This window comes from Pseudomonas sp. 1, from assembly GCF_056626735.1.
The window spans coordinates 175,960-199,328 of record NZ_JBWXMQ010000007.1 but is presented as its reverse complement, the minus strand read 5'-3'; the positions used below and the strand labels follow the sequence as shown (position 1 = coordinate 199,328).

Annotated in this window: 25 protein-coding genes; 12 read left to right on the top strand and 13 right to left on the bottom strand. The window is 60.2% G+C overall.

What is annotated here, in order from left to right:
- Nucleotides 1-290: 290 nt before the first annotated feature.
- The gene (mscL, locus tag AC1MDC_RS12970) at nt 291-704 is read left to right on the top strand and encodes a large-conductance mechanosensitive channel protein MscL (protein WP_085697550.1); all 414 of its coding nucleotides are present in this window, start codon (nt 291-293) and stop codon (nt 702-704) included.
- Nucleotides 705-736: 32 nt separating this feature from the next.
- Here the strand turns inward: mscL and AC1MDC_RS12965 are convergent, their stop codons facing one another.
- Nucleotides 737-1,513, bottom strand: coding sequence for a ferredoxin--NADP reductase (locus AC1MDC_RS12965; protein ID WP_480393104.1), 777 nt, complete (start codon nt 1,511-1,513; stop codon nt 737-739).
- A gap of 295 nt (nt 1,514-1,808) precedes the next feature.
- On the opposite strand from AC1MDC_RS12965, the gene AC1MDC_RS12960 reads away from it, so the two are divergent.
- Together AC1MDC_RS12960 and AC1MDC_RS12955 are read left to right on the top strand one after the other, a co-directional pair.
- Nucleotides 1,809-2,516 (top strand): autoinducer binding domain-containing protein, encoded by a 708-nt coding sequence (locus AC1MDC_RS12960; RefSeq protein WP_266200693.1) that lies wholly within the window; start codon nt 1,809-1,811, stop codon nt 2,514-2,516.
- Between the two features lie 176 nt (nt 2,517-2,692).
- Nucleotides 2,693-3,817 carry a methyltransferase gene (locus tag AC1MDC_RS12955; RefSeq protein ID WP_480393103.1) on the top strand — a complete coding sequence of 375 codons (1,125 nt, stop codon included), beginning with the start codon at nt 2,693-2,695 and terminating at the stop codon, nt 3,815-3,817.
- Between the two features lie 69 nt (nt 3,818-3,886).
- Here AC1MDC_RS12955 and AC1MDC_RS12950 read toward each other — a convergent pair whose 3' ends face one another.
- Genes AC1MDC_RS12950 through AC1MDC_RS12940 form a run of 3 tightly spaced genes read right to left on the bottom strand, consistent with a single transcriptional unit; the run spans nt 3,887 to nt 6,560 of the window.
- A complete protein-coding gene (locus AC1MDC_RS12950) occupies nt 3,887-4,054 on the bottom strand; it encodes a DUF2474 domain-containing protein (protein ID WP_007950992.1) in 168 nt (55 codons plus the stop codon).
- A 58-nt stretch (nt 4,055-4,112) separates the two neighbouring features.
- Nucleotides 4,113-5,120, bottom strand: a complete 1,008-nt coding sequence (gene cydB / locus AC1MDC_RS12945) for a cytochrome d ubiquinol oxidase subunit II (RefSeq protein WP_085697554.1) — start codon at nt 5,118-5,120, stop codon at nt 4,113-4,115.
- Nucleotides 5,121-5,123: 3 nt separating this feature from the next.
- A complete protein-coding gene (locus AC1MDC_RS12940; protein WP_085697555.1) occupies nt 5,124-6,560 on the bottom strand; it encodes a cytochrome ubiquinol oxidase subunit I in 1,437 nt (478 codons plus the stop codon).
- 389 nt (nt 6,561-6,949) lie between these two features.
- Here AC1MDC_RS12940 and AC1MDC_RS12935 point away from each other — a divergent pair, with 389 nt between their 5' ends.
- The 3 genes from AC1MDC_RS12935 (at nt 6,950) to AC1MDC_RS12925 (ending at nt 8,876) form a co-directional block, all read left to right on the top strand.
- Entirely contained in the window at nt 6,950-8,188 is a 1,239-nt protein-coding gene (locus AC1MDC_RS12935) for an MFS transporter (protein WP_085703147.1), read from the top strand.
- A gap of 107 nt (nt 8,189-8,295) precedes the next feature.
- Entirely contained in the window at nt 8,296-8,574 is a 279-nt protein-coding gene (locus tag AC1MDC_RS12930; RefSeq protein WP_085697557.1) for a type II toxin-antitoxin system RelE/ParE family toxin, read from the top strand.
- A 14-nt stretch (nt 8,575-8,588) separates the two neighbouring features.
- Nucleotides 8,589-8,876: a HigA family addiction module antitoxin gene (locus tag AC1MDC_RS12925; RefSeq protein WP_045121630.1), complete on the top strand. Its 288-nt coding sequence runs from the start codon at nt 8,589-8,591 to the stop codon at nt 8,874-8,876.
- 5 nt (nt 8,877-8,881) lie between these two features.
- Here the strand turns inward: AC1MDC_RS12925 and AC1MDC_RS12920 are convergent, their stop codons facing one another.
- Both AC1MDC_RS12920 and AC1MDC_RS12915 read right to left on the bottom strand, forming a co-directional pair.
- Nucleotides 8,882-9,433, bottom strand: coding sequence for a DJ-1 family glyoxalase III (locus AC1MDC_RS12920; RefSeq protein WP_480393102.1), 552 nt, complete (start codon nt 9,431-9,433; stop codon nt 8,882-8,884).
- Nucleotides 9,434-9,500: 67 nt separating this feature from the next.
- Entirely contained in the window at nt 9,501-9,950 is a 450-nt protein-coding gene (locus AC1MDC_RS12915; RefSeq protein WP_085697558.1) for a DUF4879 domain-containing protein, read from the bottom strand.
- A gap of 220 nt (nt 9,951-10,170) precedes the next feature.
- On the opposite strand from AC1MDC_RS12915, the gene AC1MDC_RS12910 reads away from it, so the two are divergent.
- Both AC1MDC_RS12910 and trmA read left to right on the top strand, forming a co-directional pair.
- The gene (locus AC1MDC_RS12910) at nt 10,171-11,466 is read left to right on the top strand and encodes an NCS2 family permease (protein WP_480393101.1); all 1,296 of its coding nucleotides are present in this window, start codon (nt 10,171-10,173) and stop codon (nt 11,464-11,466) included.
- Nucleotides 11,463-12,542, top strand: a complete 1,080-nt coding sequence (gene trmA, locus AC1MDC_RS12905) for a tRNA (uridine(54)-C5)-methyltransferase TrmA (RefSeq protein ID WP_227233599.1) — start codon at nt 11,463-11,465, stop codon at nt 12,540-12,542. The genes AC1MDC_RS12910 and trmA overlap by 4 nt, the downstream gene beginning before the upstream one ends.
- 55 nt (nt 12,543-12,597) lie before the next feature.
- Here the strand turns inward: trmA and AC1MDC_RS12900 are convergent, their stop codons facing one another.
- Nucleotides 12,598-13,044, bottom strand: coding sequence for a hypothetical protein (locus tag AC1MDC_RS12900; RefSeq protein ID WP_085697561.1), 447 nt, complete (start codon nt 13,042-13,044; stop codon nt 12,598-12,600).
- Entirely contained in the window at nt 13,041-13,469 is a 429-nt protein-coding gene (locus tag AC1MDC_RS12895) for a DUF4160 domain-containing protein (RefSeq protein ID WP_227233601.1), read from the bottom strand. The genes AC1MDC_RS12900 and AC1MDC_RS12895 overlap by 4 nt, the downstream gene beginning before the upstream one ends.
- A gap of 202 nt (nt 13,470-13,671) precedes the next feature.
- On the opposite strand from AC1MDC_RS12895, the gene AC1MDC_RS12890 reads away from it, so the two are divergent.
- The 3 genes from AC1MDC_RS12890 to AC1MDC_RS12880 all read left to right on the top strand — a co-directional run bounded on the left by AC1MDC_RS12890 (nt 13,672) and on the right by AC1MDC_RS12880 (nt 16,022).
- The gene (locus AC1MDC_RS12890; RefSeq protein ID WP_085703142.1) at nt 13,672-14,583 is read left to right on the top strand and encodes a LysR family transcriptional regulator; all 912 of its coding nucleotides are present in this window, start codon (nt 13,672-13,674) and stop codon (nt 14,581-14,583) included.
- Between the two features lie 138 nt (nt 14,584-14,721).
- On the top strand, nt 14,722-15,171 hold the full coding sequence (gene aroQ, locus AC1MDC_RS12885; RefSeq protein ID WP_064382130.1) for a type II 3-dehydroquinate dehydratase: 450 nt from the start codon (nt 14,722-14,724) through the stop codon (nt 15,169-15,171).
- The gene (locus AC1MDC_RS12880; protein WP_227233602.1) at nt 15,168-16,022 is read left to right on the top strand and encodes a shikimate dehydrogenase; all 855 of its coding nucleotides are present in this window, start codon (nt 15,168-15,170) and stop codon (nt 16,020-16,022) included. Before aroQ ends, AC1MDC_RS12880 begins: the two co-directional genes overlap by 4 nt.
- A 117-nt stretch (nt 16,023-16,139) precedes the next feature.
- On the opposite strand, the gene AC1MDC_RS12875 is transcribed toward AC1MDC_RS12880, so the two are convergent.
- Nucleotides 16,140-16,817: a TetR/AcrR family transcriptional regulator gene (locus AC1MDC_RS12875; RefSeq protein ID WP_085697565.1), complete on the bottom strand. Its 678-nt coding sequence runs from the start codon at nt 16,815-16,817 to the stop codon at nt 16,140-16,142.
- 102 nt (nt 16,818-16,919) lie between these two features.
- Nucleotides 16,920-18,821, bottom strand: coding sequence for a 3-dehydroshikimate dehydratase QuiC (gene quiC, locus AC1MDC_RS12870; RefSeq protein WP_234206011.1), 1,902 nt, complete (start codon nt 18,819-18,821; stop codon nt 16,920-16,922).
- A gap of 273 nt (nt 18,822-19,094) precedes the next feature.
- On the opposite strand from quiC, the gene AC1MDC_RS12865 reads away from it, so the two are divergent.
- Entirely contained in the window at nt 19,095-20,432 is a 1,338-nt protein-coding gene (locus tag AC1MDC_RS12865; protein ID WP_480393100.1) for an MFS transporter, read from the top strand.
- A gap of 109 nt (nt 20,433-20,541) precedes the next feature.
- Here the strand turns inward: AC1MDC_RS12865 and AC1MDC_RS12860 are convergent, their stop codons facing one another.
- The 3 genes from AC1MDC_RS12860 to AC1MDC_RS12850 all read right to left on the bottom strand — a co-directional run bounded on the left by AC1MDC_RS12860 (nt 20,542) and on the right by AC1MDC_RS12850 (nt 23,260).
- Nucleotides 20,542-21,420 (bottom strand): DMT family transporter, encoded by an 879-nt coding sequence (locus tag AC1MDC_RS12860; RefSeq protein WP_085703138.1) that lies wholly within the window; start codon nt 21,418-21,420, stop codon nt 20,542-20,544.
- A 66-nt stretch (nt 21,421-21,486) separates the two neighbouring features.
- Complete coding sequence (locus AC1MDC_RS12855; RefSeq protein WP_266200682.1) at nt 21,487-22,302, bottom strand: sugar phosphate isomerase/epimerase family protein; 816 nt, start codon at nt 22,300-22,302, stop codon at nt 21,487-21,489.
- A gap of 181 nt (nt 22,303-22,483) precedes the next feature.
- Nucleotides 22,484-23,260 carry an IclR family transcriptional regulator gene (locus tag AC1MDC_RS12850; protein WP_085697569.1) on the bottom strand — a complete coding sequence of 259 codons (777 nt, stop codon included), beginning with the start codon at nt 23,258-23,260 and terminating at the stop codon, nt 22,484-22,486.
- Nucleotides 23,261-23,369: the final 109 nt, after the last annotated feature.

Sequence of the window (23,369 nt, the reverse complement as noted above, 5' to 3'; positions counted from 1 at the left end):
TGGAATTAACTTCAGATTCCTTTGTTTTTGAGGCGCATCCAGGTGCGCCAGACACAGGCCAGGAGCTCGGTTCGCCACACCTGAGAAAGATCGCTACGCCGTGATTGAACGTTTTTTCTTCAGGATCAGCCGCTTGCAGCGTATTCCGCGCGCGATTGGTGGCACTTTGCAAACTAATCGAGAATTGATGTGTCGATAAAAACGGGCTTTGTAAGAAGGTGTTACGCGCAGGACGCGTTATGCTGATTTACACTGCGTACACCAAACTCATCTGTAACAAGGAAATAACTATGGGCGTGCTCAGCGAGTTCAAGGCCTTCGCGGTCAAAGGCAATGTGGTCGACATGGCCGTTGGTATCATCATCGGCGCAGCCTTTGGCAAGATCGTTTCGTCGTTCGTCGGCGATGTAATCATGCCGCCAATCGGCCTGCTGATCGGCGGGGTGGATTTCAGTGACCTGGCCATTACGCTGAAAGCCGCCGAGGGCAGTGCCCCTGCGGTGGTGCTGGCTTACGGTAAATTCATCCAGAGCGTTCTTGATTTCGTGATCGTCGCCTTCGCGATTTTCATGGGCGTCAAAGTCATCAATCGCTTGAAGCGCGAAGAAGCCGTGGCGCCTACCTTGCCGCCGGTACCGACCAAGGAAGAAGAACTGCTGGGCGAGATCCGCGATCTGCTGAAGGCCCAGAACAACCGGCCTTGAAGACTGAAACGGCGCCTGAGGGCGCCGTTTTCTTACCAGTAGTTTTCCACCGCTACCTGCCCCGGTCGCCGAGTCAGGCTCAAGGCCATGCCGCGTTGCTTGAGCAAGGCCCGGGTGTCATCGATCATCTGTGGATTACCGCAGAGCATGACTCGCGAATGCGCCGGCGCCAGCTCGACGCCTGCCATCCTCTCCAGCTCGCCATTTTCGATCAGCGTGGTGATGCGCCCGTTGAGAGCGCCGGCATACGGTTCACGGGTGACCACCGGAATAAACTGGAATTTATGCGCATATTCAGTCAGATAGTCGCGCTGCGTCAGCTCGGCAATCAGCTGCTGATAGGCCAGCTCCCGAGCTTCTCGCACGCTGTAGACCAGGATGATTCGTTCAAACTTCTCCCACACCTCAAAGTCCTGAAGGATCGACAGAAACGGCGCCACCCCCGTTCCTGTGGATAACAACCAGAGATCGCGGCCATCAATGAAGCGATCCAGCGTCAGATATCCAAAGGCCTGGCGCTCGATCAGCAAGCTGTCGCCCGCCTTCAGCCGGCTCAGTTCGCTGGTGAATTCGCCGCCTGGTACCACGATGGAGAAAAATTCAAGAAACTCGTCGAACGGCGAAGACACCATCGAGTAGGCGCGCCACACCGTGCTGCCGTCCTCACGAGTGACTCCGATCCGCGCGAATTGCCCGGCGCGGAAACGGAAACCGACATCCCGCGTGGTACGAAGGGTAAACAGGTTCGGGGTCAGCGGTTGAACATCGAGCAATGTCTGACGGCTGTATTTTTCGCTGCTGGCTGTCATTGGGTCACTCCATCAACAAGGACCCGATTGTCACGCATTAATCAATATTGAAACACTGACAGTTTGTAATGGCATGCAATAGTGTCACTGCTCTAAAAAATCTAATTAACTCAAAAATCAAAGATGATTAAATGATTTCTGACATATAGATATTTTTTAGATATTCCAATTAGACACCCCGCCCAAGAACAAAAAAAACTAAACGGCTACGTAGGAAGCGTCCTACACTCCAATCCGTGCTGAATAAATTGGATCCAACAACCAGCACCCCAGCGTTTTTTGGAGAAGAGCCAAAATGGAAAGGTGGAAGGAATTTCAGATTGAACAACTGACGCGCGCGAAGGAAATCGAGAATGCTTTCCCGATTTTGAAAAATTTTGCCAACAATATTGGCTTCCAGTTTTGTGGCATTACAATATCGCGGCCTGCCTCTCAATCTTTTAAACCGTTTTGCATCAATAACTTCACGCCTGAATGGAACGCAGAATACGAAGAAATTTACAGCATTGATGATCCAATAACAGCATATTGCTATCAGTCTATGTTGCCATTTCTCTGGAGCAGAAAAGCGTTCTCAAAGGCACCCCTCATGTGGAGCGCGCTTCAAAATCATGGAATGGGGCATGGCTGGTCGCAGTCGTATCACAACGAAGAACATGGCCTGTGCTGCACAATCAGTCTGGCAAGAACCCATTGCGAAATTTATGCCCTTGAGTTGTATAACGAATACGGAGTGTTGCAATACGTCTTGCAGCATTTGAGTGAGTTGTTCGTCACTGCCCTCCCGCCAATGCCGGCCAAACCACCACCCGTGCGATTGTCCATACGCGAGATCGAGATCGTCAGGCTGTGTGCCTTGGGCAAGACCGCCTGGGAAATCGGCCAGATTCTGAATGTAGCCGAACGAACCGTGAACTATCACATCAAAAACCTGATCATCAAGTTCAATACCTGCAACAAGATTTCAGCCGTCATCGCCGCCGCCAAGGCCGGATATCTCTAGATCAATCTCGAACACCGCCCTGAAATCAGACGAGTATTACCAACAAAAAAAACGTACCATTTGCAGCCTTCCTGAGTGATGTCGCAGGTCTTTCGCGCCGCTGTCCACTCGGTCGGTTCCGCCGCACGATTCCCTGAGCCGCGGGACACCCCTCGATTACCCAGAGTCCCCGCCCCATGCCTTTGCTCGATACGCCCTTCGCCCAGCTTGATCTGATCCGCCAGCCCGAACAGCAGAACGAACCGCTGCAAGCTTTCGATGCGGCTGACGAATACCTGCTCAATCATCTGGCCGAACAGAATCTGCCGGCGGATACCCGAGTATTGGTGCTCAACGACAGTTTCGGCGCGCTGGCCATCAGCCTCGCAGGCAAAGTGCAGATCAGCACCAGCGGTGATTCGTTCCTGGCGTTTCAGGGTCTGGAAAAAAACCTGCTGCGCAATGGCCAGGTGTTTGATGCTCTCCGAGGCGTTCCCGCCAGCGAACCATTGGTCGGGCCGTTCGACCGGGTACTGATCCGCGTACCGAAAACCCTGGCGCTGCTGGAAGAGCAATTGATTCGCCTGCAAGGCCAATTGGCACCCGGTGCGCAAGTGGTAGCAGCGGCGATGGTCAAGCATTTGCCCCGCGCCGCCGGTGATCTTCTGGAGCGCTACATCGGGCCGGTCCAGGCTTCGCTGGCAGTGAAGAAGGCGCGCTTGCTGATTGCCACGCCCGAGGCCAAGGCACCCGCCGTCTCGCCCTACCCGACCCGTTATCGCCTCGACGAGCCGGCCATCGAACTGCTCAACCACGCCAACGTGTTCTGCCGTGAAGGGCTGGACATCGGCACCCGCGCCTTCCTTCCGCATCTGCCAAAAAACCTCGGCTCGGCACGAGTTGCCGACCTAGGCTGCGGCAACGGCGTACTGGCCATCGCCAGCGCCCTGCAAAACCCCGAGGCGCATTACACGCTGGTGGACGAATCGTTCATGGCCGTGCAATCCGCCGCCGAAAACTGGCGTGCGGCGCTGGGCGAACGTGAAGTGATCGTGCGCGCCGGCGACGGTCTGGCCGGGCAGCAAGCGCAATCGCTGGACGTAGTACTGTGCAACCCGCCATTCCATCAGCAACAGGTGGTTGGCGACTTCCTCGCCTGGCGCATGTTCCAGCAGGCCCGCGAAGCGCTGGTGGTTGGCGGTGCGCTGTACATCGTCGGCAACCGTCATTTGGGTTATCACAACAAACTGGCGCGGCTGTTCCGGGGCGTCGAGCAAGTCGCGGCCACACCAAAGTTCGTGATTCTCAAGGCGCGCAAATAATCCGGGCAAAAAAAACCCTCCGGTCGGAGGGTCAAGAATCCGTGCCGCAAGGCAACGGGATGGGAAGTCTCAGTGCGTGGTCAGGCCTGCTGCATTCATGAACATGCGCATCAGGCTGGCGACGATGAACAATGCGCCGACGCTGCCGACCCAAATCATGGCCAACCAGCCAAGCCGCTGCCACAGCGGCTTTTTTTCGGCTTCTTCAATGTCGTGCAGGGAATGTTTGCCGGTCATGCTTGCATCCTCCGGTTGAGGGGAGATGGCGCCGCTCTCGGCGCCATCGTGATCACGCCTAGTGATAACCGTCTTCGTGGGTGACCTTGCCGCGGAACACGTAGTAGCTCCAGAAGGTGTAACCCAGGATGAACGGGATGATGAACAGCGTGCCCACCAGCATGAATCCCTGGCTTTGCGGCGGTGCGGCGGCGTCCCAGATCGAGATCGACGGCGGCACGATGTTCGGCCACAGGCTGATGCCCAGACCGCTGTAGCCGAGGAAGATCAGCACCAGGGTCAGCAGGAACGGCATGTAGTTGGCATTGCGTGCCACCGCGCGAATCAGACCGTACATCGTCACCAGCACCAGAATCGGCACCGGCATGAACCAGAACAGGTTCGGCATGCTGAACCAGCGCGTCGCAATTTCCGGGTGGGCCAGCGGCGTCCACAGACTGACGATGCCAATTACCGCCAACAGCACGAAGGCCAGCGGACGCGCCAGGTCATGCATCTGTTCCTGCAGCTTGCCTTCGGTCTTCATGATGAGCCAGGTGCAGCCGAGCAACGCGTACGCCACCACCAGCGCGGCGCCGCAGAACAGCGTGAACGGCGTCAGCCAGTCCAGTGAGCCGCCGGCGTATTGCCGGTTGACCACGGGCAAGCCATCGATGAACGCGCCCAGCGCCACGCCCTGGAAGAACGTCGCCGCCACCGAACCACCGATGAATGCCTTGTCCCACAAATGACGCTTGTCGTCCTTGGCCTTGAAGCGGAACTCGAACGCCACGCCGCGGAAAATCAACCCGATCAGCATGAAGATCAGCGGCAGGTACAGCGCCGACAGCACCACCGAATAGGCCAGCGGGAACGCGCCGAACAACGCCGCGCCGCCCAGTACCAGCCAGGTTTCATTGCCGTCCCATACCGGGGCGACGGTGTTCATCATTACGTCCCGGTCGGTCTTGCCGGGGATGAACGGGAAGAGAATCCCGATCCCCAGGTCGAAACCGTCCATCACCACGTACATCATGATCCCGAAGATGATGATCACGGCCCAGATCAGCGGAAGATCAATACCCATGACTCAAATCTCCTTGGTCAGGCTGCGGTCGTGTTCGGCGCCATCGTCGTCGGCAGCGGACAACGGACGGGCCGGCGTGCGTTTCTGGCCAGGGCCACCTTCGTTGGTTTCCTTGCCTTCGTCGGTTTTCGGTCCTTTGCGCACGAGGCGCATCATGTAGCCCAGCCCCGCACCGAACAGCGCGAAATACACCACCACGAACATGATCAGCGTGATGCTCATCTGCATGAAGCTGTGGTTGGAGGACGCATCCGCCGTGCGCATCAGCCCGTAGACCACCCACGGCTGACGACCGATTTCAGTGGTGAACCAGCCCGCCAGGATCGCGATCAGGCCGGACGGTCCCATCCACAACGCCAGGTACAGGAACGGCCGCGACGTGTAGAGCGTGTCGCGCTTGCGCAGCCACAGGCTCCAGAGGCCGGTGAAGATCATCAGGAAACCGAGGCCGACCATGATCCGGAACGACCAGAACACGATGGTCGAATTCGGCCGGTCTTCAGGCGGGAATTCCTTGAGCGCCGGCACCTGCTTGTCCAGCGAGTGGGTCAGGATCAGGCTGCCGAGGTACGGGATCTCGACCGCGTATTTGGTTTTCTCTTCCTTCATGTCCGGCCAGCCGAACAGGATCAGCGGCGTCGCCTCGTTGCCGACGTTTTCCCAGTGGCCTTCGATCGCAGCGATTTTCGCCGGCTGGTGCTTAAGGGTGTTGAGGCCGTGGAAGTCACCGATGACCGCCTGGATCGGCGCAACGATCAACGCCATCCACATCGCCATCGACAACATGGTGCGAATCGCCGGGTTGTCCTTGCCGCGCAACAGGTGCCAGGCCGCCGAGGAACCGACGAAGAACGCCGTGGCGACGAACGCGGCAGTCGCCATGTGCATCAGGCGATAGGGGAACGAAGGGTTGAAAACGATTGCCAGCCAGTCGGTTGGAATGACCTGCCCGTTGACGATCTCGAAGCCCTGCGGGGTCTGCATCCAGCTGTTGGAAGCGAGAATCCAGAAGGTCGAAATCAACGTGCCGATGGCCACCATCACCGTGGAGAAAAAGTGCAGGCCGCGCCCGACCTTGTTCCAGCCGAACAGCATCACGCCGAGGAAACCGGCCTCGAGGAAGAACGCCGTGAGCACTTCGTACGTCAGCAACGGCCCGGTAACGGAGCCGGCGAAGTCCGAGAAGCGACTCCAGTTGGTGCCGAACTGGTAAGCCATGACCAGGCCCGAGACCACGCCCATGCCGAAGTTGACGGCAAAGATCTTCGACCAGAAATGGTAGAGGTCACGGTAGGTGTCGTTGCGGGTTTTCAGCCACAGGCCTTCCAGCACCGCGAGATAGCTCGCAAGACCGATGGTGATCGCCGGGAACAGGATGTGGAACGAGATGGTGAACGCGAACTGAATTCGGGCGAGATCCAGGGCCTCTAAACCGAACATAAGCTTTCCTCTATCAGATAACGGTTCCAGGACTGGCGGCCTTGAACCACTGCCCCCACGGGTATGGAGTGCGGCGAACTCGGATTCGTTCTTCTTTTTACAGGCATCGCGACGCAGGGAGTCTGCCGACGGGTCCGCGATCATCTCCACGAAGGGTCTTGATCTGGATCAATCAACGTTGAAAGAGTAGTCCCATTTCCGACGGAGAACCGCGTGGTCTTTTGCCGCGTGACAAGTTGCCTCACAGCCCTGGCAACGCCGCGAAACATCCTTGGCCACGTACTCTCGGAAAAATCGATGTCTGGCTAACTAAATTTTCTGTCATAGCAACTTCCTGTTACAGACTGGTGATAATCTCGCGATTCCCCTCGATCAAGACCGGCCCGCAAATGCCCAGCCAAGAGCCCTTGCTGTTACGTCACCACCGTCCCTTTCTTGCTTTCTGGTTTGCCCGGATCTTCACCGCCAGCGGTTTTCAAATGCTCACCGTGGCGATCGGCTGGAACCTCTATCAACTGACCGGCAACGTGCTCGATCTGGGTCTGGTCGGGCTGGTGGAATTCGCTCCACGTGTATTGTTCATGCTGCACACCGGCCACGTTGCCGATCGCTACGATCGGCGCAAGGTCGCGGCGATCTGTCAGTCGTTGCAAGCCTTGATCGCTCTGGCACTGGCCATCGGCAGCGCCACCGACCATGTCACCCGGGAAATGATTTTTATCCTGGCGTTCCTGCTGGGCGCCGCGCGCTCCTTCGAAATGCCGACCACCCAGGCGCTGCTGCCGAGCATCGTGCCCGGCACGCTGTTCCCACGGGCCGTCGCTGCCGCGCAGTCGGCGCAGCAATCGGCCACCATCGTCGCCCCGGCGCTTGGCGGTCTGCTTTATGCCTTCGGCAGCGTTTGGGTCTATGGCCCCACCGTCGTTCTGTACGTCATCGCGTGTACCTTGATGCTCAACCTGCCCGCGCGGCAAACACCGCTGAACAAAGGCAAGGCGACACTGGATTCGTTGCTGGCGGGGATTCGCTTCATTCGCAGCCGCCCGGACATTCTCGGGGCGATTTCGCTGGACCTGTTCGCGGTGCTGCTCGGCGGTGCAACGGCCCTGTTGCCGGTGTTCGCCAAGGACATTCTGCTGACCGGGCCGTGGGGATTGGGATTGCTGCGCTCGGCGCCGGCGGTCGGGGCGTTGATGATGTCGTTGTTTCTGGCGCGGTTTGCCGTTGAACGCAACGTCGGTCGGGTGATGTTCACTGCCGTCGGCGTATTCGGTGTCGCCACCATCGCGTTCGGTCTGTCGACTTCGTTCTGGTTCTCGTTGACGGTGCTGGTGGTGCTCGGCGCGGCGGACATGATCAGCATGGTGATCCGCGCCTCGTTCGTGCAACTGGAAACCCCGGATGAAATGCGCGGCCGGGTCAGCGCCGTGAACGGCCTGTTCATCGGTGCCTCGAACCAACTGGGCGAATTCGAATCCGGCCTCACCGCCCACTGGTTCGGCACCGTACCGGCAGTGGTGATGGGCGGGATCGGTACGCTGGTGGTAACCGGGACCTGGATCAAACTGTTCCCGACCCTGGCCAACCGCGACCGAATGCATGTGCCGGTGGAAGAGGTGAAGGCTTAGCTGCACCGCTGCCACCTGCGGAATAAACCCGCCAAGCATAATCAGCTCGAAAAGATGCGGTACATAGATACCGCATTGAGTGTAATGTATCGCCTTACACTCGCTTCATGATCAAATCCTTTCAGCACAAAGGCCTTCGCGGCTTCTATGAAACCGGTTCGACTCGCGGGATTCGTGCCGATCACGCTAAACGGCTGTCGCGCATGCTGCAGTTCATGGATCGGGCCGCCGTTCCGGGGGATCTGGATCTTCCCGGTTGGCGTCTGCATCCACTGAAAGGGGAGCTTTGCGAATACTGGTCACTCAGTGTGTCCGGGAACTGGCGGGTTATCTTTCGATTTGCAGGGTCGGATATCGAACTGGTTGATTATCTGGATTACCACTGACAGGAGGCAGGCTCATGCCCATGCACAACCCGCCACACCCCGGTGAAACGCTGCTGATGGATGTATTGCCGGAGCTTGGTATCAGCGTCACCGAATTGGCTCGGCATCTTGGATTCGCTCGTCCCCACCTTTCTCGTGTCCTGCACGGGCATGCGCCGATCAGCCCGGATCTGGCCGTCCGTCTGGAACGCGCGGGGATTGGCAAGGCTCGTATGTGGCTAGGCGTTCAAACCGATTACGACCTTTGGCAAGCCGAGCACCGTGAGCAGCCAGCCATTCAACCAATCGCTGCTCACGCCTGACGCTCTCAGGCCAATAACTCCCCCGCCACCTTCGCTCTGACGGCCTTGCCCGCCAGTTGCTCGACCAGTGTCAGGGCGAACGCCAGTGCTGCGCCGGAACCCTGGGCGGTGATGCAATTGCCGTCGACCACCACCGGTTGATCGACAAACGTGCAACCGGAGAGGTTATGGCTGGTGGCGGGCAGGCAGGTCATGCGGCGTTGACGCAATACACCGAAGCTTTGCAGCGCGATCGCCGGAGCTTCGGCGATCGCGGCGAACAGGCGTCCGGCGCTGGCCTGATCCTTGAGCAATTGTTGCAAGGGCTGGTGGGCGGCAAGGTGTTGTGCGCCGACCGCGCCACCGGGCAGGACGATCAGGTCGAAGGTCTGGGCCAGCACATCAATGAGCATGCCGTCGGCAGTCAGGCGCGTGCCTCGGGCACAGGTCAGCATGCGCCGGCCCTCGATGCTGGCCGCCATCACTTCGATACCGGCCCGGCGCAGCACGTCGATCAGGGTTACGCATTGCAGATCATCGATGCCCTCGGCGAGGGTAATCAGGGCTCTAAAGGTCATGGGCGCCATCCGCTGGGAGATCTTTAAAGCGTAGTCAGCTTTGCCCTGCCTTGGTCGGCGACAGCCGTTACTTGATGTAAAGCTGGGTCGACATCGTGTTGCGCGGGGCGTTGATCGACGTGTTGCTGAAGGTAAAGGTGCCTTCCTGACGGGCCGCCAGATCGAAGGTGTATAGCGAACCGACGGTTTTCGCACCTGGCGTACATTCGGTCAGGTTGCCGTTATCAAAAGCACAGACCGGGCTCCGGGTGCCGTTCACTTCGAAACCGTCCAGCGCTGCCTGAGGCTGGCTCTGGCCGTAGCCGATTTCCAGCACATAGACCTTGATGCCCGGCGCGCTGTGATCGCAACGGGTCTGCACCTGGCCATCGGTAATGTCTTCGAGCCCGCAGGACGACGACTGAACCTTGATGACTTTCACCTCGCTCAATGGCGGCGCCGATGCCGCAAGTGCCGCCGATGCAGCGGCCAGCAGCAAGGCCATCAATCCAGCGCTCTTCATCCAACCCTTGGTCATGCGATCCATCCCCGAAAAAACAGCGCGCAGTATGGCGTACTTGGCCGTGGTGCAAAACTTCGCCGACGATCGACACCAACATCCGCCATCTTCCTCACGCTGCTGGTATGATGCGCGGCTTTTTCCGGCCCACCACAATTTTCCAGGCGCTTGCGACGGTCTGTGCTTTGCTGTTGAGGTCGATACATTCACGGCGCCACGCGCGCCACGGGGAGCAGACATGCTGGAAAGGCTGTTTCAACTCAAGGCACACAACACCAACGTGCGGACCGAGATTCTGGCGGGCGTCACGACCTTCCTGGCCATGGCCTACATTCTGTTCGTCAACCCGAGCATCCTCGGCGAGACCGGCATGGACAAAGGCGCGGTGTTCGTCGCCACGTGTCTGGCAGCCGCCATCGGCTCCACGGTCATGGGCCTGATCGCCAACTACCCGATCGCCCTTGCGCCAGGCATGGGTCTGAACGCCTTCTTTACCTACACCGTCGTGCTGCACATGGGCCATACCTGGCAAGTGGCGCTGGGCGCGGTGTTCATTTCGGCCGTGTGCTTCTTCCTGCTGTCGATCTTCCGCATCCGTGAATGGATCATCAACAGCATTCCGCTGCCGCTACGTTCGGCGATTGCCGCCGGTATCGGCCTGTTCCTGGCGCTGATCGCCCTGCACAACGCCGGCATCGTGGTCGGCAACCCGGCGACCATGGTCGGCCTCGGTGACCTGAAACAACCGGCCCCGATCCTCGCCACCCTCGGTTTTGCCCTGATCGTTGCCCTTGAAGCGCTGAAAGTGCGCGGCGCGGTGCTGATCGGCATTCTGGTGGTGACCATCGTCTCGATCGTAATGGGCTTCACCCCGTTCGGCGGCGTGACTTCGATGCCACCTTCGCTGGCCCCGACGTTCCTGCAACTGGACATCAAGGGTGCGCTGGACATCGGTCTGGTCAGCGTGATTTTCGCCTTCCTGTTTGTCGACCTGTTCGACAACTCCGGTACCCTGATCGGTGTCGCCAAGCGCGCCGGCCTGATGGGCAAGGACGGCCACATGCCGAAAATGGGCCGTGCGCTGATCGCCGACAGTACCGCTGCGATGGCCGGCTCGCTGCTGGGCACCTCGACCACCACCAGCTACATCGAATCCGCTGCGGGCGTGAGTGCCGGCGGCCGCACCGGCCTGACCGCCATCGTCGTCGCGATCCTGTTCCTGCTGGCGCTGTTCTTCTCGCCACTGGCCGCCAGCGTACCGGCGTTTGCCACCGCGCCGGCGCTGCTGTTCGTCGCCGTGCTGATGACTTCGGGCCTGGCGGAAATAGACTGGGACGACATCACCGTCGCCGCGCCGGTCGTGGTCACCGCCCTGGCGATGCCTTTCACCTATTCCATCGCCAACGGCATCGCCTTCGGCTTCATCGCCTGGACTGCGATCAAACTGCTGTCCGGCCGCGCCCGTGAGCTGAACCCGGCGCTGGTGATCCTGTCGATTCTGTTCGTGATCAAGCTGGGTTGGTTCAACGCATGACTTTTGATTCCCAGGCCTACGCCGCACAACTCGAAGACAAGGTCACGCGCCTGCGTGACCTGCTGGCCCCGTTCGATGCGCCGGAGCCAACGGTGTTCGATTCGCCGCTGCAGAACTTCCGCCTGCGCGCCGAATTCCGCCTGTGGCGCGAGGGCGGTGAGCGGCATTACGCGATGTTTTCCCAGGACGACAAACGCACGCCGATCCTCATCGAAGAGTTCCCGATCGCCAGCCTGCGCATCAACCAGTTGATGCCGCAATTGAAAGCGGCCTGGCAGGCCAGTGCAGCGCTGAGCCACAAGCTGTTTCAGGTGGAGTTTCTGACCACCCTGGCCGGCGACGCGATGATCACCCTGTGCTACCACCGTCCACTGGACGAACACTGGCACGCGGCGGCCACCAAGCTCTCGGCGGACCTGGGCGTCAGCATCATCGGTCGCTCCAAGGGCAAGCGCGAAGTGCTCGGCCTCGATTATGTGGTCGAGAAACTCGACGTCGGCGGTCGCACCTTCAGCTATCGCCAGCCGGAAGGTGCGTTCACCCAGCCCAACGGCACCGTGAATCAGAAAATGCTCAACTGGGCATATGAAGCACTGGGCGATCGCAGCGACGATCTGCTGGAGCTGTATTGCGGCAACGGCAACTTCACACTGCCGCTGGCAACACGCGTGCGCAAAGTGCTGGCCACCGAAATCAGCAAGACCTCGGTCAACGCTGCGTTGAGCAACCTGGCTGAAAACGCTGTGGACAACGTTACGCTGGTGCGCCTGTCCGCCGAAGAGCTGACCGAAGCCCTGAACGAAGTTCGTCCGTTCCGTCGCCTGCACGGCATCGACCTGAAAAGCTACGAGTTCGGCAGCGTGTTCGTCGACCCGCCACGGGCCGGCATGGATCCGGACACCTGCGAGCTGACCCGTCGCTTCGACAACATCCTGTACATCTCCTGCAACCCGGAGACCCTGGCGGCCAACATCGCCCAGTTGCACGACACGCACCGCATCACTCGCTGCGCGCTGTTCGACCAGTTCCCGTGGACCCACCACATGGAATCCGGCGTGTTACTGACCCGGCGTTGATCGCAGGTGCCAGATACGAGAAAGCCGTCCTCATCGACGGCTTTTTTGTACCTGCTCACGGCACCGGATCGATCTTGCGCGGGCGCCCGCCCTTCCTGCCGTTGGCCCGTGCGGCTTCAGCTTTCGCGGTGCTGCTCTGGCGGCCATTACGGGAGGCGATCACCGAAGCGGCCATGGCCATCAATGGCTGACTGGCGGAGATCATGCCGGCGATGGAAACCTGCAGGTCCTTGCCGTCGTGGCAAAGGGCGGTGCCGGCGAAGCCTACGTTCAACCCGCTGAAGTCTTCGGGTTCGAAATCATCGAATTCACGGTAGAGATTCACTGGCAGCAGCACGCCACTGTCGTCCTCGAAGCGAATCACCAGACACGGTTTCTCAAAGGCCACCGACACGGCTTGCAGGCTGCTGCGTCGGCGCACGCCACCACGGTCGACCGCTTCGTCCAGACGTTTTTCGGTGACGGGCCGATCCGCGTGCAGCGTGGCTTTGACTGTTTTCATAATTCTATTTCCACTCCTTCGTTGGCGCCGACCAGGGCCAACAGGGTTTTGTTGACCTCAGCCTCGTAATGCGCCGATCCGATCCTGAAACTCGTGCTGGTGACCTCCCGCAGCACCGCCACCTGATTCGACTGCCCGTCCCACCACTGATTGTCGAGGCAGGCGGTGCGCAATCGAGTCCACCAGATCCAGCGCGCCCGCCGCAGATGATCGGTTTCACGCAGCGACTGGCGCAGCCCTTCAAGCAGGCTGACCGGCGGTCGATGCGACAACGGCACCACATCCCACAGTTCAACGCCGTTGTGCCAGAAACTGAATTTGAAGCGGGCGCTCCAGGCGCCCGCATCCACATGTGCGTGGGGCGGACAATGTTCGTCATGCAACATGATCACCACTGACAGTCCTTTGTAACTGCATACCTTCATGCTACCCATCCGTTAGGTTTAAAAGTTTCAACACTTGCCATTCCCTGGCAAATCCGACCACCGGCGCCCAGGCCTGCGGCAGCCGCTACCTTTCGAGCCTAGTGCGGGAGCCGCAAAAGCCCCGCGCAAAATGGTAAGCAGTTCTTTCGCAGCGACCGCGTATTTGCTACATACGAAGACTCATTCCCCGGTGTAATCAATCATGCAGCGACACTTCGACGATCTTCAGCTGGGCAGCATCGAGTTGTTTTGCCTGGCCGCCGAGTGCGGCAGTTTCACCGGTGCGGCGCAGGCGGCTTCGGTGACGCCGGCAGCGGTGAGCCGTTCGGTATCACGCATGGAAGAACGCCTGGGCGTGCGGTTGTTCGCGCGCACCACCCGCAGCGTGAAACTGACCGACAGCGGCCGGCGCTATTACGAAGAATGCCGTCAGGCGCTGGCGCAACTGGTGGAGGCGCAACGGGAAGTCATGGGCCGACAGCAGGAACCGTCCGGCACCCTGCGTATCAGTATTCCTACGACCTATGCCCATCACCGGATCCTGCCGCTGCTGCCTGCCTTTCGTGCGCGATTCCCGCAGGTGAAAGTCGACATGCACATCAGCAATCGCAACATCGACTTCGTCGGCGAGGGTTACGACATGGCGATCCGTGTGCGTGCGATTCCGGACTCAGGCCTGATCGCCCGCCATCTGGAAGACGCGGCGCTGGTGATGGTCGCCAGCCCCGACTACCTGAAACGTGCCGGCACGCCGCAGACCCTCGAAGACCTCGAACAGCACGAGTGCATCCAGTACGAACTGCCCAGCAGCGGGCGGCGGATCACCTGGCTGTTTTACGACGAAGACGCGCCACGGGAAATCCTCGCCGAGGGCAATTTCTGCTGCTCGGACGATGTGCTCGGTGGCGTGACCCTGGCCAGGCACGGTGCCGGGTTGTTCCAGACCTATCGCTTTATCGTCGAAAAGGAACTGGCCGACGGCTCGCTGATTGAAGTGCTCAAACCCTACAGCGGACGCTCGCGACCATTCACCTTGCTGTACCCGCAGAATCGCCACATGCCGCTGCGTGTCAGGGCTTTCATCGATTTTCTGGTCGAGCAGTTGCCGAACTGATCTCGCCTGTGTGCGATCACCGCACACAAAACCGGGCTGTCGATGCAGAGCAATTGATTAAAGTAACCATCTAGTACAATTTAACTCCACAGGTCGAAAACTCGGCCCAAGCCAAAAACAATAAGTGGAGTTTGCCTCATGCCCCCTATCGTTCTGGTGCTCAACGGCCCGAACCTGAACCTGCTCGGCACCCGTGAACCGGCGACCTACGGTCACGAAACCCTGGCCGACATCTCAGCCCTGTGCGGGCGCGCCGCTGAAGAATTCGGCCTGGCCGTGGAGTTTCGCCAGACCAACCACGAAGGCGAACTGCTCGACTGGATTCACGGCGCCCGTCAGCGCTGCGCCGGCATCGTCATCAACCCGGCCGCCTGGACACACACTTCGGTCGCGATCCGCGACGCCCTGGTTGCCAGCGAATTGCCGGTGATCGAAGTGCACCTGTCCAACGTCCACGCCCGCGAGCCGTTCCGTCATCACTCGTTCGTCTCGGCCATCGCCACGGCGGTGATGTGCGGCTTCGGCAGCCACGGCTATCGCCTGGCCCTGGAACATTTCAGCCAGCGGCTGAAGGGGCGATCCGCATGAATCGCAACAACGTGATACTCGCCGGACTGATCGGCGCCGGCATCCAGGCCTCCCGCACCCCGGCCCTGCATGAGCATGAGGGGGACGAACAGGGCCTGCGTTACCTGTACCGGCTGATCGATCTCGATCAACTGCAACTGGACAGCAACGCCCTGCCCGACCTGCTGCTGGCCGCCGAGCGGATGAACTACACCGGGCTGAACATCACCTTCCCTTGCAAGCAGGCAATCATCCCGCTGCTCGATGAATTGTCCCCGGAAGCCCGAGGCATCGGTGCCGTGAATACGGTGGTGCTGAAGGACGGCAAACGTGTCGGTCACAACACCGATTGCCTGGGTTTCGCCGAAGGTTTTCGTCGCGGCCTGCCAGACGTCGCCCGCGAACGTGTAGTCCAGATGGGCGCTGGTGGCGCAGGCGCGGCAGTGGCCCACGCCTTGTTGAGCGAAGGCGTACAGCAACTGAGCATTTTTGATGTGGACATGGAGCGCGCCGAATGTCTGGCCGACAACCTCAACCAGCATTTGGGTGCCGGTCGAGCCGTGGCCGGACATGATCTGGCGAGCACGTTGAGTCGGGCCGACGGCCTGGTAAACACCACGCCGATGGGCATGGCCAAATTACCCGGCATGCCCGTGCCGGCGGCATTGTTGCGACCCGAGTTGTGGGTAGCGGAGATCGTGTATTTCCCGCTGGAAACCGAACTGCTGCGCAACGCCCGCGCCCTGGGTTGCCGAACCCTGGATGGCGGCAACATGGCGGTGTTTCAGGCAGTGAAGGCGTTTGAGTTGTTCAGCGGCAGGGTGCCGGATGCGCAACGGATGCTCGCGCATTTTCAAAGCATGAAAGGTTGAATCGCACCTCTGCTCCCTGTGGGAGCGAGCTTGCTCGCGAACGCTTACCGTCAGCCAATAAATGTGCTGTCTGACACACCGCTTTCGCGAGCAAGCTCGCTCCCACAAAGGGCGCCGTCACGCCTGCAAGTAGCGCAGTACCGATTCGCAAATCATCTCGCGATGACGCTGCTTGATGCTTTCGTCCGGCAGGTCGATCTGAAAGATCTCACCGAACGTGTGACGGTTCGACACGCGATAGAAGCAGAACGAACTGATCAACAGATGCACGTCCAGCGCGTCGAGCCCGGCGCGGAAAACCCCTTCTTCAGCACCACGGCGCAGAATCTCGCCCAGGGAATCGAGGATGGTGTTGTTCATCGCCTTGATCGCGTCGGAACGCTTCACGTACTCGGCGTTGTGGATGTTTTCGATGCTGACGATCCGCACGAAATCGACGTTGCGATCGTGGTGATCGAAGGTGAATTCCACCAGGCGCCGGATCGCCTCCACCGGCGGCAACTCGGCCAGGTGCAGGCGATTTTCGGTGTTGCGGATATCGCCGTAGAGCTTCTCCAGCACCTCGACATACAACTGCTCCTTGCTGCCGAAGTAGTAATAGATCATGCGTTTGGAGGTGTGGATGCGCTCGGCGATCGCGTCCACGCGAGCACCGGACAGCCCCTGCTGGACGAACTCGACGATCGCCTCCTGGAGGATGTTCTCGCGGGTTTTTTCCGGGTTGTTCTTGCGACTCTTGCGCGGCTCTACCGCTGCTGAAACGGGGGCTGCGGAAAGTTCTGAAGTCATTGTCATTGCGGGCTCACGGCCATCACTGCACAGGCTGGCGATTATGGGCCGCGCGGCACAGTGAAGGAAGCCGCGCGACCCGTGTTTAATCCCGCGTTTACGAATTTCCTACAACTTGGCCTGGCGAACTACGCCACTGCGTGATTTGGCCATCGCTGCCAGCCGCACCGCGACGTTGGCCGCGCCATAACCGGCGTAACCGTTCTTGCGCTGAATGATCTCGAAGAAGAAGCGCCCTTCGAACGGCTCCGTATAGACGTGAAACAACTCGCCGCCCTGAGCGTCGCGGTCGTACAGCACGTTGTAGTACGCCAGCTCGCTGAGGAATTCGTCATCGAAATCGAAACGCGCCGCGAGGTCGTCGTAATAGTTCAGCGGGATGTCCAGCAGCGGCACCCCCGCCTCTTTCGCCCGGCTGACTTCGGCGAAGATATCGTCGCAATCGAAGGCGATGTGATGCACCCCGGAGCCGCGATAACTCGACAGCGCATGTGAGATCGCCGTGTTGCGGTTCTCGGAAATGTTCAGCGGCAGACGGATCGAACTGTCGCGGCTGCGCAGCGCGCGACTCTTCACCAGCCCGTACGGATCCGGCAGCACCACTTCGTCATCGGCCTCGAAATCCAGCAGGCTCTTGTAGAACAGCACCCAACTGTCGAGGCTGTCCGCCGGCAGCGCCATGGCCATGTGGTCGATGCGCTTGAGGCCGCCGCGCGCCACCGCATCCGGCAGCAGATTGAAGTCGGTGCCATAGACATCCGCCTCCTGATCCACCAGATAAATCAGGCTGCCGTCCGGCGCACGCACCGCCGCCAGTTCCAGCTCGTTGGGGCCGACCAGTCCGCGATATGGCTGACCTTTATAGGCGACAGCGCGGGCCAGCGCGCTGGCGCTGTCCTTGACCCGCACGGCAGTGGCGCACAGCGACGGGCCGTGAGCCTCGAAAAAACTGTGGCCGAACGAATAGGGTTCGGAGTTGAGGATCAGGTTGATATCGCCCTGACGCAACAGGCTGACGCTCTTGGAGCGATGCTGGCCGGCCTTGACGAAACCCAGCCGTTCCAGCCAGTTCGACAGCTTGGCGCCGAGGGCTTCGTCGACGGCGAACTCCAGAAACTCGATGCCGTTGTATTCGCTGGCCTTCGGCGTTTCGAAGAGGATTTCGCGGTTATCCACAGGACGGATTTCCTGCTCCAGACGCTGGCGGGTTTTCTCCTCCAGGTACAGCAGCGAACGCAGACCGTCGGCCGCATTGGCCCGAGGCGGCGCGGCACGGAAGCCGTCGTTGAAGATTTCCAGCGACAGCGGCCCGGTGTAGCCGCTCTGGATGATGGGTGCGAGGAAGCCCGGCAGATCAAACTCGCCCTGCCCCGGAAAGCAGCGGAAATGCCGGCTCCACTCCAGTACGTCCATCGCCAGGATCGGCGCGTCGGCCATTTGCACGAAGAAAATCTTGTCGCCGGGAATCTCGGCAATCGCCCGCGGATCGCCCTTGAGCGACAGTGTGTGGAAACTGTCGAGCAACACGCCGAGGGCCGGATGATCAGCCTGACGCACGATGTCCCAGACCTGTTGATAAGTGTTCACATGACGGCCCCAGGCCAGCGCTTCATAACCGATGCGCAGACCACGAGCGCCGGCGCGCTCGGCCAGCAGACGCAGGTCGTCGATGAGGATCTGTTGATCGCCGATACTGTCGGGGGAGGCATTGCTGCAGACCAGCACCAGGTCGGTGCCCAGTTCCTGCATCAGGTCGAACTTGCGCTCGGCCCGCTCCAGATTGCGCTCCAGACGATCGCGGCGGCAGCCTTCGAAATCGCGGAACGGCTGGAACAGGGTGATGGCGATTCCAAGGTCGGCGCACATCTGCCGGATTTCCCGGGGACTGCCGTCGTAATACAGAAGATCGTTCTCGAAAATCTCCACCCCGTCGAACCCGGCGGCGGCAATGGCTTCGAGTTTTTCCGGCAGGGTTCCGCTCAAGGAGACGGTGGCAATGGATCGCTGCATGTTTCAACTCCCGGTGGAGACGTCGGCTACGGAAATTGCGCCGCTTTTATAGAGTGAGCGAATTATTGGTCCCGGTTTTTCATTGAGCAATTTAAACTGTACTACCCGGTTAGTTTTGCGTGCGATTATCGAACACAATGCCGGTTTGGCGAATTGACGATTTTTCGTCCACTGCCCAACATCCGTCTCACCTTGAGTCCGGAACTGAACCACCGGTCGCAGCGTGCACAACAAAAGCACACCAAATAACAAATCCAAAAACGGGTGGAACACATGATTCCTTCACAGACTTCCCGCATGGCTCCGGCCATGAGCACTGCCACGGGTGGCATCGGCGACAAGATCCGCGGCGCCATGGCCGTCGGCAAGACCCGTTGGGGCATGCTGGCGCTGGTGTTTTTCGCCACCACCCTGAACTACATCGACCGCGCCGCCCTCGGCGTCATGCAGCCGATCCTCGCCAAGGAAATGAGCTGGACGGCGATGGACTACGCCAACATCAACTTCTGGTTTCAGGTCGGCTACGCGATCGGCTTCGTGCTGCAGGGACGGCTGATCGACCGGGTCGGCGTCAAACGCGTGTTCTTCTGCGCGGTGCTGCTCTGGAGCCTGGCCACCGGCGCCCATGGTCTGGCGACCTCGGCGGTGGGCTTCATGGTCTGCCGGTTCATCCTCGGCCTGACCGAAGCGGCCAACTACCCGGCCTGTGTGAAGACCACGCGCCTGTGGTTCCCGGCCGGCGAGCGCGCCGTGGCCACCGGCATCTTCAACGCCGGCACCAACGTCGGCGCGATGTTCACCCCGATGCTGCTGCCGCTGATCCTTCACGTGTGGGGCTGGCAGGCCGCGTTCCTGTGCATGTCGGCACTGGGCGGGATCTGGCTGCTGTTCTGGGGCCTGAAGTATTTCAACCCGGAAGATCACCCGAGCGTGAAGCAGTCGGAGCTGGACTACATTCAGAAAGAAGTCGAACCGGAACAGGCCCGCGTACCGTTCTCGCGAATCCTGCGCATGCGCGGCACCTGGGCCTTCGCCCTCGCCTACGCGCTGACCGCGCCGGTGTTCTGGTTCTACCTGTACTGGCTGCCGCCGTTTCTCAATCAGCAATACAACCTGGGCATCAACGTCACCCAGATGGGCATTCCGCTGATCATCATTTACGTCACCGCTGACTTCGGCAGCGTGGGCGGCGGGATTCTGTCTTCGTTCCTGATCGGTCGCGGCATGAACTCGATCAAGGCGCGGCTGCTGTCGATGTTCCTGTTCGCCTGCTGCATCATCGGCGTGGTGATGGCTGCCGGATCCGCCAACCTGTGGATCGCCGTCGCCGCCATCTCCCTGGCCATCGGCGCGCATCAGGCCTGGACTGCCAACATCTGGAGCCTGGTGATGGACTACACGCCCAAGCACATGATGAGCACGGTCTTCGGTTTCGGCGGCATGTGCGCGGCGATCGGCGGGATGTTCATGACCCAGATCGTCGGCCACATCCTGACCGTCACCAACAACAACTACACCGTGTTGTTCACCCTGATCCCGGCGATGTACTTCATTGCCCTGACCTGGATGTACTTCGTGGCACCGCGCAAGATTCCTACCATTACCGAGTAACCTGCCCTTCCTTGTGGGAGCGAGCTTGCTCGCGAATGCGGACTGACATTCAGCACTGACGTTGAATGACACACCGCCTTCGTGAGCAAGCTCACTCCCACAGTGTTTTTCAGCGCCGGCTCTGCTGCCACGCTGCCGCCAGTCCGCTGCAACAGATCACCGCAATCCCGATCACCGTCATCAGGGTCGGCGTGTGCGCAAACAGCAACCAGCCCAACAACCCCGCGAACACGATCTGGCAATAACCGAACGGTGCCAGCAGCGCCGGCGCGGCATGGCGGAACGCCTGGGTCAGAAACAGGTGTGCGGTCATCCCGCAACTGCCCAGCGCCAGCATCAACAACCCGTGCCCCAGGCTTGGCACCTGCCAGAAGAACGGCACCAGCGCACTCATCACCAGCGTGTTGCACAACCCGGCGAAAAAATTACTGGTGGTTGGGCTGTCGACTTCCGAGAGTTTGCGGGTGAGCAACTGATAGAAGCAGAAAAACAGCGCCGAACAGAACGGCAAGAGAATCGCCGGAGTAAACAAGTCACCGCCCGGATGGACGATGATCAGCACACCGATGAACCCGCACACCACCGCGATCCACTGACCGCCCGTCACCCGTTCCTTGAGCAGCGGCACCGACAACGCCGTCACCAGCACCGGCGCAAGAAAGTTGACTGCCGTGGCCTCGGCCAGCGGGATGTACAGCAACGCCGTGGTGAAAAACAGGCTCGTGCCCAACAGGCACAACGCCCGCGCCAACTGCCATAACGGGCGTTTGGTGCGCAGCACACGCAGCCCGGACTGCGGCAGGAAAATTCCCGCCATCAGCAGCGTGTGCACCAGATACCGCGCCCACACCACCATGACGATCGGATAAAAACCCGAAAGGTATTTCGACAGCGCGTCGTGACTGGAGAACAGGAAGGTTGCCACGACAATCAGCAAAATCCCCTTGAAGGGTTGGTTGACACCGGAAAGCGGAGTGCTGACGGTCATTGGCTCTCTCTGAATAAAAAATAAACGGTGACGAGGACGCAGTTGCCCTCGCCCCTTGAAGCAGACTTAAAGCCGGGCCAACAATTCCCGCGTCCGGTCGATTGCCATTTGCGCCCGCTGCAAACCACTCACGCCTTGCTCCAGCAATTTGACCGTAGGAATTTCCAGGCTCAGGGGAAGGTTAGCCGCAAGACTGTGCAACAAGCCGATCAAGTCACAATCGCCCTCGCCGGGAAACCGTCGTTCATGGCGGGCCTGACGCAAGATCTCGGCCATGTCCGTCGGCCTCGGCCCGGCCACATCGCACAACTGTGCATAGCGCAGCCGCGAGGCCGGCACACCGGCCAGATCTTCCAGCCGCGATCCGGAACGGTCGAAGTGAAACGCATCGACCAGCACCGCCCCATTTTCGCGCCCGGCATTGTCGACGATGCGCAACGCCTGTTCGAGATTGCGCGTATCGGTCCAGGGCATGAACTCCAGATGCGGATGCAAACCGTACGGCGCCGCCAGATCGCAGAGTGCCGCAAAATGATCGGTGAGCCGCTGTTCGTCGGGATCGTTGCCGGCGACCAGCAACTCGCTGGCACCGAACTCCGCGCCGACGCTGAGCAGCTTCTCGAAATCCGCGACCACTGTCTGCGGTTTCAAACGCAGGATTTCCACGTCGAGCACGCCAATTCCGGTGTCACGCAAACGCGCCAGCGTCTGACGCCGCAAATCGCCATCGGCGACCAGCGCAAAGTGATATTCCTCTGGCGTCGCCGGCTCCAGACGCAGACCGACATGGCTGTACCCGGCACGGGCGGCGACCTCGACCATCTCGGGTGGCGAGAGCTCCAGCACGGTCAGGCTGGCCAGGGACAGAATTCGCTCGCTCATGGCCGCGCCTCAGCCAATCCGGGTGACGTAGCGGAGCGAATGCCGATTCGAAGGGGCGGGTTCAAGGGGCGATCCTCTTGTGATTGTTGTGGGAAAAGTCACTCCCGCAACAATTTAGAACCCGGTTCCAGATTCTCCCACCCGCCCGACTGAAAAGTGGGCGAACAGCGCACAACTTTGTTTAAACGAACAACTCCGACGCCAGGCTGGCCGCCGACAACTCCTCGGTAAACGTCAGCAACAGCGGCGCCAGTTCATGCAACCGCGCCCCCGGCATTCGGGCGCTCGGCCCGGCGATACTGAGCACGCCAATCACCCGGCCATCGGCGGGATGTTTCACCACGGCGGCAATTGCCGAAGTGCCCACCGCCGAACTTTCCTCTACACAGGCATAGCCCTGTTCCCGGGCGACGCGCAGGCGTTCGAGCAGTTCAATATTGGAGCGCGGCGCATTGGGCCCGATATCCGCCGGCACTTCCGCACCCTGGCGCTCGACCAGCGACAACGCTTCGGCGTCGCTCATGCACGCCAGCCATGCATGGCCCGACGCGGTGTAAAACAGCGGCGCATCGCGGCCCATGTCCGGGTCGTAACGCAGGCCGATACGGGCGCCCTGGGCCTTGGCGATCCAGGTCTGGCGCTCGCCGTCGATCACCCCCAGACGCACCAGTTCACCGGTTTCCTGAGCCAGGCGATCGAGCACTGGCTGCACAATGTCGGCCCCGCTGCTCGACAGGTACTGAAAGCCCATCGCAACCAGTTTGGTCGACAGGTGATAACGCAACGTCTCCGGGTTCTGCCGCACGTAACCCAGACGGATCAGCTCGGCGAGCAGGCGGTGCGTCGCGCTCTTCGGAATGTCCAGTTGATCGGCCAGCGCCTGCATCGGCAGCCCGCGCGGATCACTGGTAAGGCTTTCCAGCACGCTGAAAACCCGTTCGATTTGACTGCCGGCCATGGTGCGCTCTCGGTGAAATTTCGCCGATTCTAGAAGACATCCCGAGGAATGAGAAATCTGGAACCCGGCGTCCGATAACCGCCCACTTTGCGCGTCAGTCGGTTGATCT

What these genes read in the sequence shown, in the direction of transcription:
- mscL (WP_085697550.1), top strand. Translation starts at nt 291, where the DNA reads ATGGGCGTGCTCAGCGAGTTCAAGGCCTTCGCGGTCAAAGGCAATGTG.
- AC1MDC_RS12965 (WP_480393104.1), bottom strand. Translation starts at nt 1,513, where the DNA reads ATGACAGCCAGCAGCGAAAAATACAGCCGTCAGACATTGCTCGATGTT.
- AC1MDC_RS12960 (WP_266200693.1), top strand. Translation starts at nt 1,809, where the DNA reads ATGGAAAGGTGGAAGGAATTTCAGATTGAACAACTGACGCGCGCGAAG.
- AC1MDC_RS12955 (WP_480393103.1), top strand. Translation starts at nt 2,693, where the DNA reads ATGCCTTTGCTCGATACGCCCTTCGCCCAGCTTGATCTGATCCGCCAG.
- AC1MDC_RS12950 (WP_007950992.1), bottom strand. Translation starts at nt 4,054, where the DNA reads ATGACCGGCAAACATTCCCTGCACGACATTGAAGAAGCCGAAAAAAAG.
- cydB (WP_085697554.1), bottom strand. Translation starts at nt 5,120, where the DNA reads ATGGGTATTGATCTTCCGCTGATCTGGGCCGTGATCATCATCTTCGGG.
- AC1MDC_RS12940 (WP_085697555.1), bottom strand. Translation starts at nt 6,560, where the DNA reads ATGTTCGGTTTAGAGGCCCTGGATCTCGCCCGAATTCAGTTCGCGTTC.
- AC1MDC_RS12935 (WP_085703147.1), top strand. Translation starts at nt 6,950, where the DNA reads ATGCCCAGCCAAGAGCCCTTGCTGTTACGTCACCACCGTCCCTTTCTT.
- AC1MDC_RS12930 (WP_085697557.1), top strand. Translation starts at nt 8,296, where the DNA reads ATGATCAAATCCTTTCAGCACAAAGGCCTTCGCGGCTTCTATGAAACC.
- AC1MDC_RS12925 (WP_045121630.1), top strand. Translation starts at nt 8,589, where the DNA reads ATGCCCATGCACAACCCGCCACACCCCGGTGAAACGCTGCTGATGGAT.
- AC1MDC_RS12920 (WP_480393102.1), bottom strand. Translation starts at nt 9,433, where the DNA reads ATGACCTTTAGAGCCCTGATTACCCTCGCCGAGGGCATCGATGATCTG.
- AC1MDC_RS12915 (WP_085697558.1), bottom strand. Translation starts at nt 9,950, where the DNA reads ATGACCAAGGGTTGGATGAAGAGCGCTGGATTGATGGCCTTGCTGCTG.
- AC1MDC_RS12910 (WP_480393101.1), top strand. Translation starts at nt 10,171, where the DNA reads ATGCTGGAAAGGCTGTTTCAACTCAAGGCACACAACACCAACGTGCGG.
- trmA (WP_227233599.1), top strand. Translation starts at nt 11,463, where the DNA reads ATGACTTTTGATTCCCAGGCCTACGCCGCACAACTCGAAGACAAGGTC.
- AC1MDC_RS12900 (WP_085697561.1), bottom strand. Translation starts at nt 13,044, where the DNA reads ATGAAAACAGTCAAAGCCACGCTGCACGCGGATCGGCCCGTCACCGAA.
- AC1MDC_RS12895 (WP_227233601.1), bottom strand. Translation starts at nt 13,469, where the DNA reads ATGAAGGTATGCAGTTACAAAGGACTGTCAGTGGTGATCATGTTGCAT.
- AC1MDC_RS12890 (WP_085703142.1), top strand. Translation starts at nt 13,672, where the DNA reads ATGCAGCGACACTTCGACGATCTTCAGCTGGGCAGCATCGAGTTGTTT.
- aroQ (WP_064382130.1), top strand. Translation starts at nt 14,722, where the DNA reads ATGCCCCCTATCGTTCTGGTGCTCAACGGCCCGAACCTGAACCTGCTC.
- AC1MDC_RS12880 (WP_227233602.1), top strand. Translation starts at nt 15,168, where the DNA reads ATGAATCGCAACAACGTGATACTCGCCGGACTGATCGGCGCCGGCATC.
- AC1MDC_RS12875 (WP_085697565.1), bottom strand. Translation starts at nt 16,817, where the DNA reads ATGACAATGACTTCAGAACTTTCCGCAGCCCCCGTTTCAGCAGCGGTA.
- quiC (WP_234206011.1), bottom strand. Translation starts at nt 18,821, where the DNA reads ATGCAGCGATCCATTGCCACCGTCTCCTTGAGCGGAACCCTGCCGGAA.
- AC1MDC_RS12865 (WP_480393100.1), top strand. Translation starts at nt 19,095, where the DNA reads ATGATTCCTTCACAGACTTCCCGCATGGCTCCGGCCATGAGCACTGCC.
- AC1MDC_RS12860 (WP_085703138.1), bottom strand. Translation starts at nt 21,420, where the DNA reads ATGACCGTCAGCACTCCGCTTTCCGGTGTCAACCAACCCTTCAAGGGG.
- AC1MDC_RS12855 (WP_266200682.1), bottom strand. Translation starts at nt 22,302, where the DNA reads ATGAGCGAGCGAATTCTGTCCCTGGCCAGCCTGACCGTGCTGGAGCTC.
- AC1MDC_RS12850 (WP_085697569.1), bottom strand. Translation starts at nt 23,260, where the DNA reads ATGGCCGGCAGTCAAATCGAACGGGTTTTCAGCGTGCTGGAAAGCCTT.